21 protein-coding genes are annotated in these 18,410 nt (G+C 35.3%); 15 read left to right on the forward strand and 6 right to left on the reverse strand.

Annotated elements, in window-relative coordinates:
- Nucleotide 1: 1 nt before the first annotated feature.
- Genes cmeU through CYP51_RS05600 form a run of 4 tightly spaced genes read left to right on the forward strand, consistent with a single transcriptional unit; the run spans nt 2 to nt 2,080 of the window.
- Nucleotides 2-241, forward strand: a complete 240-nt coding sequence (gene cmeU / locus CYP51_RS05585) for a CmeU family protein (protein ID WP_021091016.1) — start codon at nt 2-4, stop codon at nt 239-241.
- Nucleotides 234-1,247: an alanine racemase gene (locus tag CYP51_RS05590; protein WP_103624699.1), complete on the forward strand. Its 1,014-nt coding sequence runs from the start codon at nt 234-236 to the stop codon at nt 1,245-1,247. Before cmeU ends, CYP51_RS05590 begins: the two co-directional genes overlap by 8 nt.
- A gap of 9 nt (nt 1,248-1,256) precedes the next feature.
- Nucleotides 1,257-1,688 (forward strand): peptide deformylase, encoded by a 432-nt coding sequence (locus CYP51_RS05595; RefSeq protein WP_103624700.1) that lies wholly within the window; start codon nt 1,257-1,259, stop codon nt 1,686-1,688.
- Nucleotides 1,679-2,080 (forward strand): flagellar protein FlaH, encoded by a 402-nt coding sequence (locus CYP51_RS05600; protein ID WP_103624701.1) that lies wholly within the window; start codon nt 1,679-1,681, stop codon nt 2,078-2,080. The genes CYP51_RS05595 and CYP51_RS05600 overlap by 10 nt, the downstream gene beginning before the upstream one ends.
- A gap of 242 nt (nt 2,081-2,322) precedes the next feature.
- Here the strand turns inward: CYP51_RS05600 and htpX are convergent, their stop codons facing one another.
- Genes htpX through ribA form a run of 5 tightly spaced genes read right to left on the reverse strand, consistent with a single transcriptional unit; the run spans nt 2,323 to nt 4,882 of the window.
- Complete coding sequence (gene htpX, locus CYP51_RS05605) at nt 2,323-3,192, reverse strand: zinc metalloprotease HtpX (RefSeq protein ID WP_103624702.1); 870 nt, start codon at nt 3,190-3,192, stop codon at nt 2,323-2,325.
- A gap of 8 nt (nt 3,193-3,200) precedes the next feature.
- A complete protein-coding gene (locus CYP51_RS05610) occupies nt 3,201-3,566 on the reverse strand; it encodes a hypothetical protein (RefSeq protein WP_103624703.1) in 366 nt (121 codons plus the stop codon).
- Complete coding sequence (locus tag CYP51_RS05615) at nt 3,563-3,757, reverse strand: hypothetical protein (protein WP_103624704.1); 195 nt, start codon at nt 3,755-3,757, stop codon at nt 3,563-3,565. Before CYP51_RS05615 ends, CYP51_RS05610 begins: the two co-directional genes overlap by 4 nt.
- Nucleotides 3,754-4,320 carry a 16S rRNA (guanine(527)-N(7))-methyltransferase RsmG gene (gene rsmG, locus CYP51_RS05620; RefSeq protein ID WP_103624705.1) on the reverse strand — a complete coding sequence of 189 codons (567 nt, stop codon included), beginning with the start codon at nt 4,318-4,320 and terminating at the stop codon, nt 3,754-3,756. The genes CYP51_RS05615 and rsmG overlap by 4 nt, the downstream gene beginning before the upstream one ends.
- Nucleotides 4,310-4,882: a GTP cyclohydrolase II gene (ribA, locus tag CYP51_RS05625; RefSeq protein WP_103624706.1), complete on the reverse strand. Its 573-nt coding sequence runs from the start codon at nt 4,880-4,882 to the stop codon at nt 4,310-4,312. The genes rsmG and ribA overlap by 11 nt, the downstream gene beginning before the upstream one ends.
- 68 nt (nt 4,883-4,950) lie before the next feature.
- On the opposite strand from ribA, the gene hemB reads away from it, so the two are divergent.
- The 11 genes from hemB to CYP51_RS05680 all read left to right on the forward strand — a co-directional run bounded on the left by hemB (nt 4,951) and on the right by CYP51_RS05680 (nt 17,853).
- On the forward strand, nt 4,951-5,922 hold the full coding sequence (gene hemB / locus CYP51_RS05630) for a porphobilinogen synthase (protein WP_103624707.1): 972 nt from the start codon (nt 4,951-4,953) through the stop codon (nt 5,920-5,922).
- Between the two features lies 1 nt (nt 5,923).
- Nucleotides 5,924-6,841, forward strand: coding sequence for an ornithine carbamoyltransferase (gene argF / locus CYP51_RS05635; protein WP_103624708.1), 918 nt, complete (start codon nt 5,924-5,926; stop codon nt 6,839-6,841).
- Nucleotides 6,838-7,323 carry a DUF2603 domain-containing protein gene (locus tag CYP51_RS05640; RefSeq protein ID WP_103624709.1) on the forward strand — a complete coding sequence of 162 codons (486 nt, stop codon included), beginning with the start codon at nt 6,838-6,840 and terminating at the stop codon, nt 7,321-7,323. The genes argF and CYP51_RS05640 overlap by 4 nt, the downstream gene beginning before the upstream one ends.
- A complete protein-coding gene (gene hemN, locus CYP51_RS05645) occupies nt 7,316-8,677 on the forward strand; it encodes an oxygen-independent coproporphyrinogen III oxidase (protein ID WP_103624710.1) in 1,362 nt (453 codons plus the stop codon). Before CYP51_RS05640 ends, hemN begins: the two co-directional genes overlap by 8 nt.
- Nucleotides 8,678-8,800: 123 nt before the next feature.
- The gene (locus CYP51_RS05650) at nt 8,801-10,471 is read left to right on the forward strand and encodes a TolC family protein (protein ID WP_103624711.1); all 1,671 of its coding nucleotides are present in this window, start codon (nt 8,801-8,803) and stop codon (nt 10,469-10,471) included.
- 20 nt (nt 10,472-10,491) lie between these two features.
- Nucleotides 10,492-11,148 carry a transglutaminase-like cysteine peptidase gene (locus CYP51_RS05655; protein WP_054196396.1) on the forward strand — a complete coding sequence of 219 codons (657 nt, stop codon included), beginning with the start codon at nt 10,492-10,494 and terminating at the stop codon, nt 11,146-11,148.
- A complete protein-coding gene (locus CYP51_RS05660; RefSeq protein WP_087585682.1) occupies nt 11,145-13,094 on the forward strand; it encodes a bifunctional diguanylate cyclase/phosphodiesterase in 1,950 nt (649 codons plus the stop codon). Before CYP51_RS05655 ends, CYP51_RS05660 begins: the two co-directional genes overlap by 4 nt.
- Before the next feature lie 3 nt (nt 13,095-13,097).
- Complete coding sequence (locus CYP51_RS05665; RefSeq protein ID WP_103577131.1) at nt 13,098-15,236, forward strand: type I secretion system permease/ATPase; 2,139 nt, start codon at nt 13,098-13,100, stop codon at nt 15,234-15,236.
- Between the two features lie 2 nt (nt 15,237-15,238).
- On the forward strand, nt 15,239-16,705 hold the full coding sequence (locus CYP51_RS05670; protein WP_103624712.1) for an HlyD family type I secretion periplasmic adaptor subunit: 1,467 nt from the start codon (nt 15,239-15,241) through the stop codon (nt 16,703-16,705).
- Nucleotides 16,705-17,196 carry a DUF5416 family protein gene (locus tag CYP51_RS05675; protein WP_103624713.1) on the forward strand — a complete coding sequence of 164 codons (492 nt, stop codon included), beginning with the start codon at nt 16,705-16,707 and terminating at the stop codon, nt 17,194-17,196. The genes CYP51_RS05670 and CYP51_RS05675 overlap by 1 nt, the downstream gene beginning before the upstream one ends.
- Nucleotides 17,197-17,214: 18 nt before the next feature.
- Nucleotides 17,215-17,853, forward strand: coding sequence for a response regulator transcription factor (locus tag CYP51_RS05680; protein ID WP_103624714.1), 639 nt, complete (start codon nt 17,215-17,217; stop codon nt 17,851-17,853).
- Nucleotides 17,854-18,060: 207 nt separating this feature from the next.
- On the opposite strand, the gene CYP51_RS05685 is transcribed toward CYP51_RS05680, so the two are convergent.
- Entirely contained in the window at nt 18,061-18,309 is a 249-nt protein-coding gene (locus tag CYP51_RS05685; RefSeq protein WP_021090800.1) for a hypothetical protein, read from the reverse strand.
- Between the last annotated feature and the right edge of the window lie 101 nt (nt 18,310-18,410).

Raw genomic sequence — 18,410 nt, forward strand, 5'->3', positions numbered from 1 at the left:
AGTGGAAAAATCTCAAGAAGTAAAAGAAAAAATCGAAAAAATTTTAGAGGCAAGAGCTGCTTTTTTTGCTGAGCTTGACCGCCAAGTTCCAAAGAAAGATGGTACTGATGTTTTTGATTTTAGCAAAGTAAAAGAGGCTGATCTGAAAGAAATTTACGCTAAATTTTATGCATTTGATTACAACGTAAGAAAACTTTTACCGGATGTTTATACTGCTTTTAATGTGAATTTTAATGTCTGAAATACGTCTGAATAAAGCTTCATATATTCATAACCTCACTCAAATTTGTGCTAAAGCTGGTGGCAAAGAGAAAGTAATAGTTGTATTAAAAGACAATGCTTATGGCCATGGCGCAAGGCTTATTGCAAATGAAGCTAAAAAATTTGGCATAGAAATTTGTGCTGTAAAAAGTGAGTTTGAAGCAGATGAAATTTCTGACATATTTGAAAATATTCTCATTCTCTCACATATCCCAACCGGAAATGAAAGTAGTAAATTTATCTATGCGATAAATGATATAGAGGCACTTCTAAAGATAAAAGATGGCTCAAAAATCAACCTTGCAATTGACACTGGTATGCATAGAAATGGGCTTGATATAAGCGAGCTTGATTATGCGTTTGAAATTTTAACAAGAAGGAATTTAGAGCTTCTTGGAGCTTATACGCATTTTCGTGCAAGTGATGAGCTAAATGCTGATTATTTTGTGCAAAGGGAAAATTTTAGGGCTGCAAAAGAGAAAATTTTGGCTCTTTGCGATGAGTTTGGTATAAAAAAACCGATCTTTCACTCTCACAACTCAGCTGCGCTTGAAAGAGCAAGCAAAATCGATGATGATATGGTGCGTGTTGGCATCGCTCAGTATGGATACGCTCAGTTTGGTGATAGTTTGGACTTAAAGCCAGTACTTTCACTATGGGCAAGAAGAGTTAGCAAGCGTATTTTAAAAAGTGGTCAAAGTGTTGGATATGGTGCTAAATTTAGTGCAAAAGAAGATATAAGTGTAGCCACTTATGATCTTGGATATGGTGATGGATTGCTAAGATACAATGGCTGTGGTGAGCTAAGACTTGCCAATAACGAGCCAATACTGGGCAAAATTTCTATGGATAGCTTTAGTTGTAAAGATAGCGGCGAGTGGGTCTGTGTCTTTGAGGATGCAAATATTTGGGCAAAATTTTTTGATACGATAAGTTATGATATTTTAGTAAAGCTCTCGCCAAATATCACTAGGAAATTTATATAAAGGCAATATATGAAAAAGATTGTTTTATTAGCTCTTGCTAGTCTTGCTTTTGGCGTACAAGAGAGCGAGTTTAAGATTTATGAGCAGATACTAAATCAGCTTGATACTAAGCAGATCCCAGCTTTTGTCGTCCAAACTGCAAAGCCAAATTTACCAAGCAGAGTCGATGAGATGATTACGCTAAAAGATGTGAGTAGCAGCGGGCTAAACATACATGGCGAGTTTGTCTTAAACGAGACTAAGACAAAGAAGCTAAAAGGCTACAACAAGGCTCAAATTTTAGCTTTAAAAGATGAGTTTTATAAAAATGGAAAAGATGTGCTTTGTAACTCAGGTATGGCTAGAGCTGTGCTAAATCGTGGCATCACACTAAGTGGTAGTTACGGCTTTGAAGGTAGGCATTTTTTTGATATAAATTTGGATAAAAGCAGTTGCGAGTAGTCCTTTTTTTACTATTTTTTTACTCGCTTGCCCTGGCTCTTACACCAGATATAGCAGCGAAAAATCACGCAACTTACTACAAAAAAAAGCTCCCATTCATCTGCACGCCAACACTGACACTTAATGATATCTTAAATGTCGGCGATACGCTCGTTTATAGATATGCCATCAAACACGCAAGAAAGCAAGAGATCAGAAGGCTTGAGGAGAAAGAGCTTTTAGAATTTATCGAAGCTATCAAAAAAGAGAATTTGCGAACTGCTTGCAAAGATAAAGAGATCTTAAATATGCTAAGCATCGGTGTCACCTTGGATGAGCTTTTTTATTCAGAAAATGGTGAGCTGATCTTTGAGTACACTATAGAAGATCGTGACTGCAAGAAATTGCAGTGAAATTTGGAGTTAAATTTCGGTTTTTTGGTTGTAAATTTGATATTTTTGTAAATTTTAAAATTTTATTTACTTGCAAGAATCGACTACTAAAATTTGATTTTGCCCACCGCTTGGCTCAAATTTTAGATCCGAAACTGCTCGCTCATAAAATTTAAAATTTCTTGCAAATGTCTATATTTAAAGCCAAAAAAATATAGCAGAAAGAAGAAATTTAGCCCAAATTTTAATAAGGGCTAAATTTCTTACATGCCTCTTTTTATCTCTTGTTCAAGTTTTTCAAGCTCAGCAATCCTATCGCTAGTGCTTGGATGCGTTCTAAAAAGTACGCCAAGCTTGTTAGTTAGTGAGCCAAATGGATTTACGATAAACATATGAGCACTTTGTTCGCTTGCATTTTGCATAATGTAAGAATTTGAGTAGCTCTCAAGCTTTCTTAAAGCACTTGCAAGCCACTCTGGATGTCCTGTTAGGTAGGCTGCGCCCTTGTCCGCCTTATACTCGCGCTCTCTTGAGATCGCCATTTGTATGATTGTGGCAGCTATTGGCATGAGTATAGCAAGTGCTAGCATAACGATGGCATTACTGCCACCTCTTCTTGAACCGCTGCTTTGCCCAGCAATACCACCAACCTTAGCAAAATTTGCAAGCATTGCGATAGCACCAGCTAGTATGGCAGCGATTGAGCCAGTTAGGATGTCGTAGTGTCTTACGTGGCTTAGCTCGTGAGCTAGCACGCCCTCGATCTCGTTTTCATTTAAAATTTTTAAAAGCCCCTCGGTTACCGCGACAGCTGCGTGGCTTGGGTTGCGGCCTGTGGCAAAGGCATTTGGCACTTCTTCAGGGATGATGTAAATTTTTGGCATAGGCAAATTTGCCTTTTGTGTGAGACGAGACACGATCTCGTAAAGCCCGTGAGCGCTACTCTCATCAACTAGGATAGCGTTATATCTTTTAAGCACCAGAGTATCACTAAAAAAATATGAAAAGATATTTGTGCCAGCCGCTATCAAAAAGGCGATCATCATGCCATGCTCGCCTCCAATATATCCGCCAACAGCGATAAAAATTAGCATTAAAGTAACCATTAAAAAAGCAGTTTTAAAAATTTCCATTTTTGTCCTTATTCTTTTATAGCGTTTGGCAAGATCGCGGCGTCAATGTTAAATTTTGCAAGCTGTGTTAGCTCGCTTTCATCTTTTACCAAAACAGCTATAAGTGCATCAAATAAATAGCTCTCAGCTATCTTTGCTAGATCTTTTGCAATGTCAATATCTGCAATAATAAATTTTGCTCCAGCCGCGTTTGCGATAATGGCTTCATTTACATTCGTCACAAAAATGCTAAAGCTTGCCTCAGCTTCTAGCGCCCTTTTTATGAAATTTCTATCAAATTTAAAGAGATTTTGCCTGCCGTTTGAAATTTCATATTCACTTTTGCAAAGAAATAGTGGCTCAAATTTAATCAGCTCATCACCTAAAATTTTCATCTCTCATCCTTTATGCACTCTTTACAGATGTATTTTCCGTCCCTTAGCACCATTTGATCGATGTCGCTAAAGACACCGCATTTGCTGCACTCTTCGAAGTTGCTGGTGCTTATCTTGTCGCTATTTTTTCTATTTTTAAAAAATATAATGTAAATCGCAACCAAAATCGCTACAAAAAGCAAGTATTTCAACGTATCTCCCCTTGGTTTTTGAGATTAAAATATATGTAGTTTCTATTTTTTTCATTATAAATTTGCGCGTCTATGCCTGAAATTTCATCCATGACACTAGAGCCTTTATAGATGAGAAATTTGGTGTTTTCATCATAAAAACCATCGCAAATTTTTATAAGCTCTTTTGTCTTGCTAAGTGCCCTTGAGGTGACGAGATCAGCCGTAAATTTATCTGCAAGCTCGATCTTTTGGCTATGAACTTCTAAATTTTGCAAGCCAAGCTCGATCTTAGCGTAGCTTAGAAATGATGACTTTTTGGCTATCGGCTCAAAAAGGTGCCACTTTGTTTGCGGCATCGCAAGTGCTAAAAATATCGCCGGAAAGCCAGCTCCGCTACCTACATCGATCGCAGTTTTGGCACTTAGGTCAAAAATTTCAAGCGGCCTAATGCTATCAAGCACCTGCTCGCTTATGTCTTTATAGTTGCTTAAGCTATGAACCTTGTTAAATTTAGCAAAAATTTGAGCGTAAGCCTTTACCTTTTCACTAAATTCAGCTGGCAAGCAAAGTTCATTTTTCATCTAATATGTGTCCCATTTGCTCTTTTTTGACCTTCAAGTAGCCTTCGTTAAATTTGTTTGGTTTGATGACGATAGGCACGCGTTTTACGATCTTTACTGAGCTTAGTCCGTGAAGTTTTAATGGGTTATTTGTGAGTAAATTTACCTCTTTTATGCCGTAGTGATTTAGGATAAAATCAACCACTTCATAAGTCCTCTCATCAGCCTTAAAACCCAGCTGGTGATTAGCCTCAATGGTGTCAAAGCCCTTGTCTTGGAGGTTGTAGGCATTTATCTTGTTTAAAAGCCCGATATTTCTGCCCTCTTGACGCAGGTAGATGACCATGCCGCCATTTTCTTCGATATATTTTAGGCTTGCTTCGAGCTGGTCGCGGCAGTCGCACTTTAGGCTACCGATCGCATCGCCAGTTAGGCACTCGGAGTGAATTCTAAGATTTATCACTTCACTTAGAGGCTCTTTGTAGATCACGAGGTGCTCTTTTGCCCCTTCTTTGAAGGCTTGAACCTTATAAGTGCCAAATCTTGAGGGTAGATTTGCGGCGTTTGAAATTTCTATTTTCATTTTAAATTTACTCCAACTGTGCTAAACTAGCTAAAAATCACGCATTTTAACAAAGAAAAGGCAAAAATATGTTTAAACGTTTTAGAAGATTAAGAATAAATCCAGCTTTAAGAGACATGGTAAGAGAGACTAGCCTTAGCGTAAATGACTTCATCTATCCGCTCTTTGTAGTTGAGGGCAAGGGCGTTAAAAACGAGATCGCCTCGATGCCAGGCGTCTATCAAATGAGTATCGATGAAATTTTAAAAGAGTGCGAAGAGATAGTAAATTTAGGCATAAAATCGATCATTTTATTTGGCATACCAAGCCTAAAAGATAGCGTTGGTAGCGATGCACTAAGTAACAACGGCATCATCGCAACCGCGCTTAGAGCCATAAAAGATAAATTCCCAAATTTAGTAGTCGTTACTGATCTTTGTTTTTGCGAATACACAGACCACGGCCACTGCGGCATAATCGATCACGTACATAACACCATCGACAACGACACAACGCTTGAAATTTCAGCTAAACAAGCTTTGATACACGCTCAAAATGGCTCTGATATGATCGCGCCAAGCGGTATGATGGACGGCATCATTGCAACGCTAAGAGAGACACTTGATATCAATGGCTTTGAAAATTTACCAGTGATGGCTTACTCGACTAAATTTGCCTCAGCATACTACGGGCCATTTCGTGACGTAGCGCAAAGCGCACCAAGCTTTGGCGATAGAAAGAGTTACCAAATGGACAGCGCAAACCGCCTAGAGGCGATCAACGAGAGCTTGCAGGACGAGGCGCAAGGCGCTGATATCTTGATGGTAAAGCCAGCGCTCGCCTATCTTGACGTCGTTAGAGAGCTTAGAAATTTAACACTTCTGCCACTTTGCGTCTATAACGTAAGCGGCGAGTATGCACTACTAAAAGCTGGCGCAAAAGCTGGCATCATCGACTACGAGCGCGTCATGATGGAGACTTTGATCGGCTTTAAAAGAGCAGGGGCAAATTTGATCATCACCTATCACGCAAAAGAAGCAGCCAAAATTTTAAGGGGCTAAGATGAGACATTTTTTGACGCTAAATGACTTTAGCAAAGATGAAATCGAGCAGATGATAAATTTAGCCCGCAAGATCAAAAAAGAGGCGAAGGCTAGAGAATTTAAGCCATATCTTAAAGACCAAAAGCTTGCGATGATATTTGAAAAAAGCTCAACTAGAACTAGAGTGAGCTTTGATGTGGGTATGCATGAGCTTGGCGGATATGCGCTATTTTTAAGTAAAAATGATATACAAATAGGTCGCGGCGAGCCAATCCGTGACACCGCTAGAGTGATAAGCAGGATGTGTGACATGGCTATGCTAAGGGTTGATAAGCATGAAACGCTAGAAGAATTTGCTAAATTTTCAAGCGTGCCAGTGATAAATGGCTTAAGTGATAAATTTCACCCAGTGCAGCTCATGGCGGATTATCTTACGATGCTTGAATTTAGCGCAGGCGAGAAGGTCGCATACGTAGGGGACGGCAATAATATGACTCACTCGTGGCTCATGCTAGCAAGCAAGCTAGGTCTTGAGCTAAGAGTCGCCACACCAAAAGGCTACGAGGTGGACGCTGAAATTTTAAAGATAGCTAATGAAAACGCAAAAATTTCAGGTGCGAAAATTTTTATCACAAATGATATAAAAGAAGCGGTAAATGGTGCCGATGTAGTGACTACGGATACTTGGGTATCGATGGGGCAAGAAGCCGAGAAAGAGAAGAGACTAAAAGACTTTGCTGGATACTGCGTGGATGAAAATTTGATGAGTTTAGCTAAAAAAGATGCGATATTTTTGCACTGCCTACCAGCTTATAGAGGCTATGAGGTGAGCGAGACAGTTTTTGAGAAGCACGCAGATGAAATTTTTAGCGAGGCTGAAAACAGACTTCATGCCCAAAAAGGCGTGATGGTCTGGCTTGATGAGAGAAGAAGATGAGCAAAGAGAAAAATATATATGATGAGATAGATGAGATTGGCAATAACCTTGGGCTGAGTAGCCCTGAAAAAACGATCTTTGAGATAGTTTCAACCAAAAATCCAAATGAGCATATTTTAAATTTAAAAAGTGGCTCTTGGGACTCAAAAGAGCCGTGGTTTGGTATTGATGAAAATCAAAATTTACACACGGTAATCTCTGTAAAATCGCTTTCGGCTTTAATCGAGGCCTTAAAAGAGTCGCAAAAAGAAAATTTTGATCTAAGGCTTGAAAAGACGATCTGGCAAAATATACCGGTTGATTTTAGTGATGTTTGGGTAGTTGCTATGGATGAGATAAAAAAGATCGCAAGCGATAAAAAAAGTAGGCAATTTAATATTGATCTTGACAAACTAGTAAAAAATATCAAAAAAGAGCATCCAAATTTATTTGTAGACATAAAAGAGGTGATTCAAATGGCAAGGAGTAGGGTAGATGATTGATTTTAGTGCTTATGTAAAGTATTCAAGGCCAGGTCCAAGATATACTAGCTATCCGACAGCACCAGAGTTTAGTGATAAATTTAGCTATGAGGCTTACGTAAAAGAGCTTGAAAATCGCGATAAAAAAAGACCGCTTTCGCTTTATTTGCACCTGCCATTTTGCAGGAGCGCTTGTTATTTTTGTGGCTGTAATGTCATTTACACGAGCAAAGAGGACCGCAAAGAAAAATATATAAGATATATAGAAAAAGAGCTTGAAATTTTAACTCACCACCTGGACACTAGCGCCGAGGTCTTACAGATGCACTTTGGTGGCGGTACTCCGACATTTTATAACGCCGCGCAGCTTGATGAGATCATCAAACTTATCAAAGCTAAATTTAAAAATTTCTCAAAAGAGGCTGAGATAAGTTGTGAGATAGATCCGAGATTTTTGACAAATGAGCAGCTTGACGTGCTCATATCTCATGGCTTTAACCGCATAAGCTACGGCGTGCAAGACTTTGATGAAAAGGTGCAAAAAGAAATTCATAGAATTCAGCCCTATGAGATCACTCAAAATGCCGTAAAAATGGCTAGGCAAAAGGGCATAAAATCAATCAATATGGACCTGATCTATGGCCTGCCGTATCAAAGCCTAGAGAGTTTTAAAAAGACGCTTGAGCTAGCCCTCACACTTGATCCTGATAGGCTTGCGGTATTTAACTACGCTCATGTGCCATGGATAAAAAAATCAATGCGTAAATTTGATGAGACAACTTTGCCAAATCCAGAAGTGAAGCTTGAAATTTTAAAATTTACAGCTGAGTTTTTAACCAAAAATGGCTATAAAATGATAGGAATGGATCACTTTGCAAAGCCAAATGATGAGCTTTTTGGTGCTCTGGCAAATGGTACTTTGCATAGAAATTTTCAGGGTTATACGACAAAGGGTGGCGCTGATCTTATTGGTATAGGCGTGACAAGTATCGGTGAGTGCAAAAGGCACTACGCACAAAATCATAAAGATATGGACGAGTATGAAAAGGCGATCGATAGTGGAAAGTTGCCATATGCAAAGGGAATTTATCTAAGTGATGAAGATTTGCTTAGAAAAAGTGTGATTATGAACTTAATGAGTAATTTTGGGCTTGATATCAAAGCTATCGAGAATGAATTTCATATAAATTTCTTTGAACACTTTAAGGATGAGCTTGAGGAGCTTAAAAATTTAAGCGAATTTGTCAATGTTACAGCAGATAAAATCAGCGTAAATGAAACTGGAACACTGATAATACGAAATATTGCAATGTGTTTTGATGAATATCTAAAGAAAATTCCCGAGAATTTAAGACGTTTTTCTAAAACTATATAAAAATTATTTTTTTGTCATAATATATTTAAAATACATTTAATATTTCTTGATGTATAATTCGTGTCAAAATTTAAGTAAAGACTTAGTAATAAAATAAGGTAATAAGATAAAAGGATCTCAGTTATGAAAAAGATATTGGCAATTAGTGCTTTGGCAGCAACTGTACTGTCAGCTCAAGATGTTCCTTATAGGATTTTTCTAGCTTCATTTGCACAAAGCGACAGCCAAGCTAGAATCGATAGTGCTATTAATAAAGTTAATAGTAAAATTTCTGACAGCAGGCTGACTACAGGTATCTATGAGGTTGATGGACGAAAATTTTTATATGTCGACACGGCTCCAGTCTCTGAGGATGAAGCTAATAGTCTATTAGTTAAAGTTCAAAACGAATCAGGCTATAAGGATGCTTTAATGAGAGCAAAAGCACCTGTAGCTGATGCTCAAGTAACAAAAAAATCTAATATAGAACAAGCTATATCAACTGAAGTAAAACCAGTAGCACAAGTTGATGATGGAGTTTTGACTTTAGATCAAGTTATAAAGACTATTTTAAATGAAAATCCAAGTTTAAAAGCTACAGAATTTAACTATCTACAAGTTGGCAAAGATCTAAAAATAGCAAAAAATGCCTATTATCCAACACTTGACGCTGCTGCTAGAGTGGGATATGAGAAAAAACGCCTTGATGATGGAGTTTCTACAAGAAGAGGAGATGGAAGAATTTCTGGTACATCTCTAACCTTGGTTGAAAATTTATACAATGGTGGTGCTGATAAAAATAGAATAAATTCTCAAAGTGCAAGGCTTGATTCAGCTGCTTATTCAGTAGCACAAGCTGCAGACAGACTTACATTAAATGCTGCAAATGCTTACTTGCAAGTTCTTCAAACTAAGAGAATTTTAGACATTGAAGAAGAAAACGTAAAGAGTCATGAGGAAATTTATAGCCAAATTAAAGATAGAGCAAGATCAGGTTATGGTGTAGCTTCTGAAGAGAGACAAGCTGGATCACGCTATACTCTAGCTCAATCAAACTATACAGCTGCTAAAAATAACTATGAAGATGCACTTTCTACATTTGAGAAATTATATGGAAAAAAAGTTGCAGCTAAAAATTTAGTAATGCCTGAGTTTAGCCTTCTTTTGCCTAGCACGAAAGAAGCTGTTTACAACAAAGCTATTCTTTGCAATCCGTCACTTTTGGTTCAAAAATCAAATATTGCTATGGCAGAGTCAGTTGTGAAAGAGAAAAATGCGCCATTCTTGCCAAAACTAGATATTGTTGTATCTGGTGCGTATGATCATTCAAATGTTTTATATGACAATTATGAAGAACAAACATTTGACGCACTTTTAAGACTAAACTATAACCTTTACAATAAAGGTAATGATAAACTAGATAAAGAAAAAAGCCAACTTGCCGTTCAACAAGAGCAACAAACTTTGGATAATCTTGTAAGAGAGCTTAAAGAATCTTTGGAATTTTCATGGCAAAATTATGTTCTTAACCAAGAAAAAATGGGATATCTAAATCAACACGTTGAATATGCTAAAGCTACACTTGATGCTTATCAGGATGAATTTAGAATTGGTCGTCGTGATCTTATAAACTTGCTTGATGCTGAAAATGAATATAACTCTGCATTAAAAGAGATCGCTACAACTGAGACGGCACTATCTTATGCAAAATACAGACTGTTAGATAATATGGGAATGATCTCAGATAGCTTTGAACCAGGTTTTGCAAAGAGATACATTCAAGGTGCTTGCAGCATTCAAAACGATTTAAGATAAAAATGTAAAAAGTAATGACCATGAGGGTCAAGACAAATTTTTGGACGCTTATAGTAAGCGTCCTTTTTTTATTATTAGCAAGTGCTATTGGAGATTTTATAAAATCAACAACTATAGCAAAGGTAGCTAAAATTTATGGAGAAGATGCAAGAAGAAGGGCTTCTGCTCTAAATTCTTTAATGACTTCATTGCAAGATGCAACCGAACAAGAGAAATTAATAAAAGTAAATGACTTTTTTAACTCTTTTAGATGGGTTGATGATATGCAGCTTTGGCACAAAAAGGATTATTGGGCTACTAGAATGGAATTTATAGGAAAAGGTGCTGGCGACTGCGAAGACTACGTTATTGCAAAATATTTTACACTAAAGCAGCTAGGAATTCCAACTCAAAAATTATACTTCACATATGTTAAAGCCTTAAGATACAATCAAGCTCATATGGTTTTAGCATACTACGATACACCAAAATCTATTCCATTAATTTTAGATAACATAAATGGTAAAATAAAAATCGCAACTCAAAGAACAGACCTTGTTCCAGTTTATAGCTTTAATGGTGATTCGCTATACTTGGCAAAACAAGAAGGTCTTGGTCAAGCAATACCAGGTGGAAATAAAAAACAAAATCCTAAGTGGATGGAACTAATAGATAGGATAGGAAAAGAGGATTTATGACGCTATTTAAACAAATTATGATCGCCGTGATAACTTTTGGTATCATGATTTTTATGGCTGTTGGCTACTTAAATTTTAAGAGCCTAAATGGATATATTAATGACCAGCTTGGTGAAAACGCAAGACATACAGCAAATTCGCTTGGACTTGCTTTAAAGCCTATTATCGATCCAGATGACATGTCCTTGGCTCAAACAATGATAAATTCTATGTTTGACAGCGGTAGATACAAGCTTATCAAGCTTGAAGATGTTGATGGCAAGGTTCTTATTGAAAATTCTCAACAAACTGTTGTTAAAGATATTCCTGAATGGTTTTACAAAATAGCCAAGTTCGAAGCGCCAATAGCAGATAGCGAGATTATGACTGGCTGGGCAAAATTTGGCACGCTTTATGTTCAAGGTAGCACCGCACTTGCCTACAATGAGCTTTATACTAACTCAAAAAATATTTTTAATTTTCTTCTTCTAATGATAATTGTCACTCTCGTGGTGGCATATTTCGCTCTAAAAGCTATTTTTAGGCCGCTTATGAAGGTTCAAGATCAGGCTGAGGCCATACTTGATAATAAATTTATTATTCAGAAAAGAATTCCATTTACAGCCGATCTTAAAAAAATGGTTCTGGCTATGAACTCTATGGTTAGCAAGGTAAAAGACATTTTTGAGAGAGAGGCAGCCACACTCAGTAAATATCAAGAGCTTTTATATAAAGATACAATGAGTGGCGCTAATAATAGAAGATTTTTTCAAACTAAATTTAGTGAGTATCTAGCTAGTGAAGAATATTCAAGTGGAGTTACTTTGCTTGTTAGTTTTAAAGATCTAATAAATTTAAAAAGTACGCTTGGCTTTGAGAAATGGCAAAGCGTTGTAATGAAAATAGCTCAAATTTTACAAGAAAAATCAATTCATAATGATAAAAATGCGATTGTTGCAAGGCTCAACGATAATGATTTCATCGTACTTTCGTATGGTAGAAATTCATCAAATTTCTTGGCTCTATGTGATGAAATTATGAACGAGTTTAAAAAGCTTTATGCAAATTTTGCACTAAATGATAGCGAGTATCCAGTAAATGCTGCGATAGTAGAGTATTCACCAAATACTGATATCAAGACACTTCTTACTTCAGCTGACGTTACATTGGCTAGCTCAAGACTTGCTGGTAGCTTTACATATAAGGTATTTAATGAAAATCAAAATACTTTAGTGATTGGTAAAGAGAAGTATAAAGAACTTATTTTTGACTCAATAAAAGAAGATGAATTTAAATTTGCAGCTCAAAAAGTGATTGATCTTAATTCAAATTTTGAGCAGTATGAGCTTTATTTGAGGCTTGTTGATAAAGATGGCGTATGGCGTATGGCCTCATATTTCATGCCGATGGTAAATGAGCTAAATTTAGGTGCAATGCTTGATCTTCATATCTTAAATAGGGTAGCTAGAATTTTACCGGAAAATATCTTACCAAGTGGCAATTTAGCTATAAATTTGGGAAAAGAGATATTAAATTCAGATGAAAATTTTTCAAAACTTGAAGCTACACTTAAAAAGATAAGTCAAATTTCGAAATATAAAAACTATATAGAAATTCCAAATAAAGACGATATTAGCATAGAAAGTATAGTTAAGCTTACTAAAAAATTAAAAGAACTTGGCTTTGGCTTTGGATTTGACCACTTTGAGCTTAACGCAAAAGGTATCGAGAAACTAAAAGAATTTAACCCTGATTATGTAAAAATTCAGTCAAATGTTTTGATTGACTTCTTAAGTGATAAGTCAGGAGTAAATACAAAACAATCACTTGATGTTGTCTTGAGTTCAAAAGATATTATTTTGATCGCAATCGGTGTTGAAGGCGAAGAGCAGAAGAAAAAGTTAATCGATCTTGGCATTAAAAATATGCAAGGAATTTATATAGATGAAATCAAGAACATTGGATGATAGATGCATAGTGATAAGATAAAAGATGAGCTGCTTCAATGTTTGGTTATTTTTACCAAGCTTCATAATAATCCATACAGTGCCGATGCTTTAACTATTGGCTTGCCAGTAAAAGATGGCGATGAGATTGAGCTTTTTTCACTTAAAAGCTCAAGGTCTTTATTTTCTCGTGCTGCTTCTCGTGCCGGCTTTGCTTCTACCCTTGTAAGAAAAGATCTTGAACAAATCTCTCCTTTAGTTTTACCTTGCATTTTAATGCTTAGAGGCAAAAAAGCTTGCATCTTGCAATCTTTTAGTAAAGATAAAAAGACAGCAAATATCATAACACCAGAACTTTCAACTGGTACTAGCGCGATAGAAATAAGTAAATTAAAAGAAGAATATTTGGGCTATGCGTACTATTTAAAGCGCGAGTTTGTTCCAGAGGATACTAGCTCAACAAAGCTAATTGATGCGGGCAATGATCATTGGTTTTGGGGAACTCTAAAACGTTCAAAAAAGATTTATTTTGATGTTGTTCTTGCAAGTTTTATTATAAATTTATTTGTTCTTGCTAGTCCGCTTTTTACGATGAACGTATATGACCGTGTTGTGCCAAATAATGCGGTTGAGACGCTTTGGGTCTTAGCACTTGGCGTAAGTGTAGTTTATGGCATAGATCTTTTTTTAAAATTTGTAAGATCATATTTTCTTGAGATTGCTGGCAAAAAGAGCGATATCATAATGAGCTCTATTTTATTTGAGCGCGTTATGGATATGAAATTTAGCAATAAACCAAAATCTGTTGGCTCATTTGCTAGTAATCTAAAAGAGTTTGATACGGTTAGAAATTTCTTCTCATCAGCCTCATTGGCAGCTATTGTCGATCTTCCATTTGCGATCATTTTCTTGATAGTTACTTATTTTATAGGAAGCTATATCGTACTCGTGCCAATTGTTATCATGATAGCTATTTTATGCTATACATTTTTTATAAAAGATCCACTTCAAAATGCTATTAAAAGTACATTTGAGGCTTCGGCTATAAAAAATGGAATTTTAATAGAGAGCCTTAGTAGTCTTGAGACTATCAAAACTCTTGGTGCTAGTGGCCATATACAATGGAACTGGGAAGAGGCAACTGGTGAGATAGCAAATAGAAGCATTAAATCAAAAATTATTACAACTTCGATAACGACTGTTACATCTTTTTTAGTGCAATTAAATACTATTGCCATCATCGTTCTTGGCGTTTATATGATACAAGATACGCATCTTACAATGGGTGGTCTTATCGCTGCGGTTATGCTTAGCTCTCGTGCTATCGCTCCTATGGGGCAGGTAGCTTCACTAGCTGCAAATTTTGAGCAGACAAAAACAGCCTATCAAAGTCTTAGTAAGATTATGCAAATGCCTGTTGAAAGGCCAGAAGGTAAAAAATTTGTTAGAAGAAATTCTTTTGATGGAAAGATCGAGTTTAAAAATGTAAGCTTTACTTATCCAGATACCACAAAAGGTTCGCTTGATAGGATAAATTTTGTTATTCAGTCAGGTGAAAAAGTTGGCATTATAGGCAAAAATGGCTCTGGAAAAACTACTTTACAAAAGCTCATTTTGGGACTTTACTCACCAACTGAAGGCTCAGTGCTAATCGATGGTATTGATATTAATCAAATCGATCCAGCCGATCTTAGGCGAAACATTGGCTATGTTCCGCAAGATGTTGTCCTTTTTAAAGGAACGGTTAGAGAAAATATTGTTCAAAAAGCACCATATGTTGATGATATTCAGATTATAAAAGCAGCTAAAGTAAGCGGAGTTGATGAATATGTAAATGCTCATCCGCTTGGATTTGATATGCCAGTTTTTGAAAGAGGCGATGGCATAAGTGGTGGGCAGCGTCAAAGCATAGCTGTGGCTAGGGCATTTTTGCTAGATAGTCCTATTATTTTGCTTGATGAGCCAACAAATTCTCTTGATAATACAGTTGAAAATAAGTTAAAAATAAATTTAAAGACAAATACAGCAAATAAAACGATGCTGCTTGTTACACATAGGACGTCGATGCTAGATCTTGTTGATAGACTTATAGTTATGGACAATGGCAAAATTTTATTGGACGGACCAAGAGATGAAGTTTTAGCAAGACTTAGTGGGAAGTGATCATGCAAGAAGATATCAAGAATAAACAAAATGAAAATCCAAAAACTGAAAAAAGATTAATTTCTGAAAATAACATAAAAGAACAAGAAGAAGCTAGTAATAAAATTTTAAATAGCGTAGATGATATAAAGTCTAATCTTAAAATAAAAAATTATGATGCTTATGATTTGAAATTTATGTCAAGCCTTTCTGAGGCTGTTTTGGCTAAAGCTCCATCAACATCAAAAAAGATACTTTATACGGTTGCTATAACTATGTTTTGGCTTCTTGTTTGGGCTTCCTGGGCACAAATAGATGAGATCACAAGAGGTAGTGGTAAGATCATCCCGTCTGGAAAAAACCAAGCGATACAAAATCTCGAAGGCGGTATAGTCGATCAAATTTTTGTAAAAGAGGGTGATGAAGTCAAGAAAGATCAAATTCTAATAAGGCTAGATAATAAAAATTTTACGAGTAGTTATGGTGAGTCAAAACTAAGACTTGATGAACTTCAAGCAAAATTTATGAGACTTGATGCTGAGGCGAATGATAAGAAATTTGACTACGATGAAGCTAGAGATGCGAACAATAGCAAAGCCATAAGATATGAACTAAGTCTGCATAATTCAAATATTGATCACTTAAATGAACAGATAGGAATTTTAACAGAGCAAATTCATCAACGCCAGAGTGAATTAGTCGAACTAAAAAATAAAATTTCTCAAACTCAAAATAGCTATAATCTTGTTCTAAAAGAAAAGGCCATTATGGAGCCAATCTTTAAAAAAGGTCTTGTTAGTGAGGTTGAATACATCCAACTTCAAAGACGCGTAAATGATCTAAGAGGCGAGCTCGATGCTGCTGTTCTTGCCGTACCAAGAGTTGAATCAACTATAAAAGAAGCGAAAAATAAGATCGAAGAAGCAAAACTTGCTTTTAAAAACAATGCAAAAAAAGAGCTAAATGAAGTTTCAGCAGAGATCGCAAGGATAAATGAATCACAAATCAGTCTAAGTGATAGAGTAGAAAGAACATATGTAAGATCTCCAGTAAATGGTATTGTCAGCAAAATGATGGTTCATACAGTATCAGGAGTTATTAAGCCTGGTGAAAATATTGCCGAGATCGTTCCTCTTGAGGATAAATTGGTTGCTGAAGTAAAAGTAAAACCAGCTGATGTTGCATTTTTGAGGCCTGGACTTGATACGATGGTTAAATTTACGGCTTATGATTTTAGTATTTACGGTGGTTTAAAAGGCAAAGTAACGCAGATTAGTGCCGATACAGAAACTAATGAAAAAACTGGCGAGAGCTATTATTTAGTCAGGATAGAAACTGAGAAAAATTATCTTGGTAGCGAAGAAAAACCGCTTAGAATAAAAGTTGGTATGATAGTCTCAGCTGATATCATCACTGGCAAAAAGACAATACTTGATTATTTATTAAAGCCTATTTTAAAGGCAAAACAAAATGCCTTAACGGAGAGGTAATGGGCAAGATCGCTTTTTATGATAAGAAATTTGGTGAATATGAGATTGAAAAATTTCAAAATTTACAAAATTTCTATCTCATAAAAGATGATTATTGCTGCGATATAGTTAATGATGAAATTGAACGATTTAAATTTAGTGATTGTGAAATGGATTTTTTACAATTAGTAGATGTTGCTAGTAGATATAAAAAACTATTTGAAAATATAAAAATTCAAGATGATATAGTAAGAAGTATTAAAATTTTAATAAAAGGCTATGACCAGAGCTTGGATAAATTTGATTTTGATCCTGGAATTTTAAATTTAAATACTCCTTATAAATATGCTATATCACAAGATTTTTTTGAAATGACCATTTTTTTAGAAGAAAAACCTTCTGTGGTTACTAAATTTTTATCATCGATAGATTACAAGATACATAAAAATGGCGAAAGTCGTCACGTAGAATTTTTTATAAATAATAAAAAAATTTATGAAAGAATTATATAAATAATCCAAGGAAAGGTAATGCAAGTTATTTTATTTACACAAAATAGTGCATTAAACAATATTTGGAGAAGCTATTTTACTGGCAATAGCGATGTGAAATTTATACATAATAGAAAAGAGTTTTTTTCTCATATAAATGATGATGTTGATATTGTAGGCATTGATATTGATGTTTTTAAAGATAATATCGATGATGTTATAAAAAATATAATTGAAAATTCCCCAAATATAAAAATACTCATACTCTCAAATAGGCCAACGATAAACGAAGGCAAGCACCTGCTTACACTTGGAATCAAGGGCTATGCAAATTCTCACATGAGAAAGACACACTTTGAAGATGCTTTTGAAACCATTTTTAATGGAAATATATGGCTTTACCAAGAATTTGTTCAGGCAATGATTAGTGAGCTAACCGGCTCATATATTAATAGCGAAAGTGAGAAGGTAGACAAAAAGACCGACCTCTCTGAGCTTAGTTCAAGGGAAAGAGAAATTGCAGATTTAATCTATCAGGGTCTAACAAATAATGAAATTTCAGAAAAAACAGGCATTACACTAAGAACAGTCAAAGCACATACAAGCTCGATTTATAGTAAGTTAAATGTAAAGGATAGAATAGGGCTTGTGCTTTTGATGAAGCAGCTTGACGCATAAAGTCTTGACTTATTTTTTTGAAAAAATTAAGACTCTTCTTTAAAAAATATAAATTTTTATACATGCGCCCATAAGAAATACATACATAACTTTTACTAGCTGAAGAATACAATAAATATAAAATTTGAAATAAAAAATGATTTGCTAAAATCTTAAATAAAAAATTCTAGCAAATTTATTAATAGTCGAGATAAGAAATCAGAAACTTTAGTCTTCCAAATCGATATCTACTTTTTCAACATTTGTTATGATGTCTTTTGTATTTTTTTCGATATCGTGTTTATTTTTTTCAATAAGTGATCTATTTTGTCCAATCAAATCCCTATTTTCTTTAATGCCATCGCTATTTTGTTCAATTAATTTGCTAAGAGTTGATATTCTTTTCTCATAACGTATCATTAGAAAATAAATTACATAAATTAGCAATAAAATTATCGCCCAAGGTAAAAATTGCATATTAAATCCTTATATATTTTTTGTAATTATAGAAATTTTAGCTTTTAAAAAAAATAAAACCATAAAAATTATACATATTTTATAAATACTTAATGATGCAT

It is taken from the genome of Campylobacter concisus, from assembly GCF_002912895.1.
GTDB classification, from domain to species: Bacteria; Campylobacterota; Campylobacteria; order Campylobacterales; family Campylobacteraceae; genus Campylobacter_A; species Campylobacter_A concisus_G.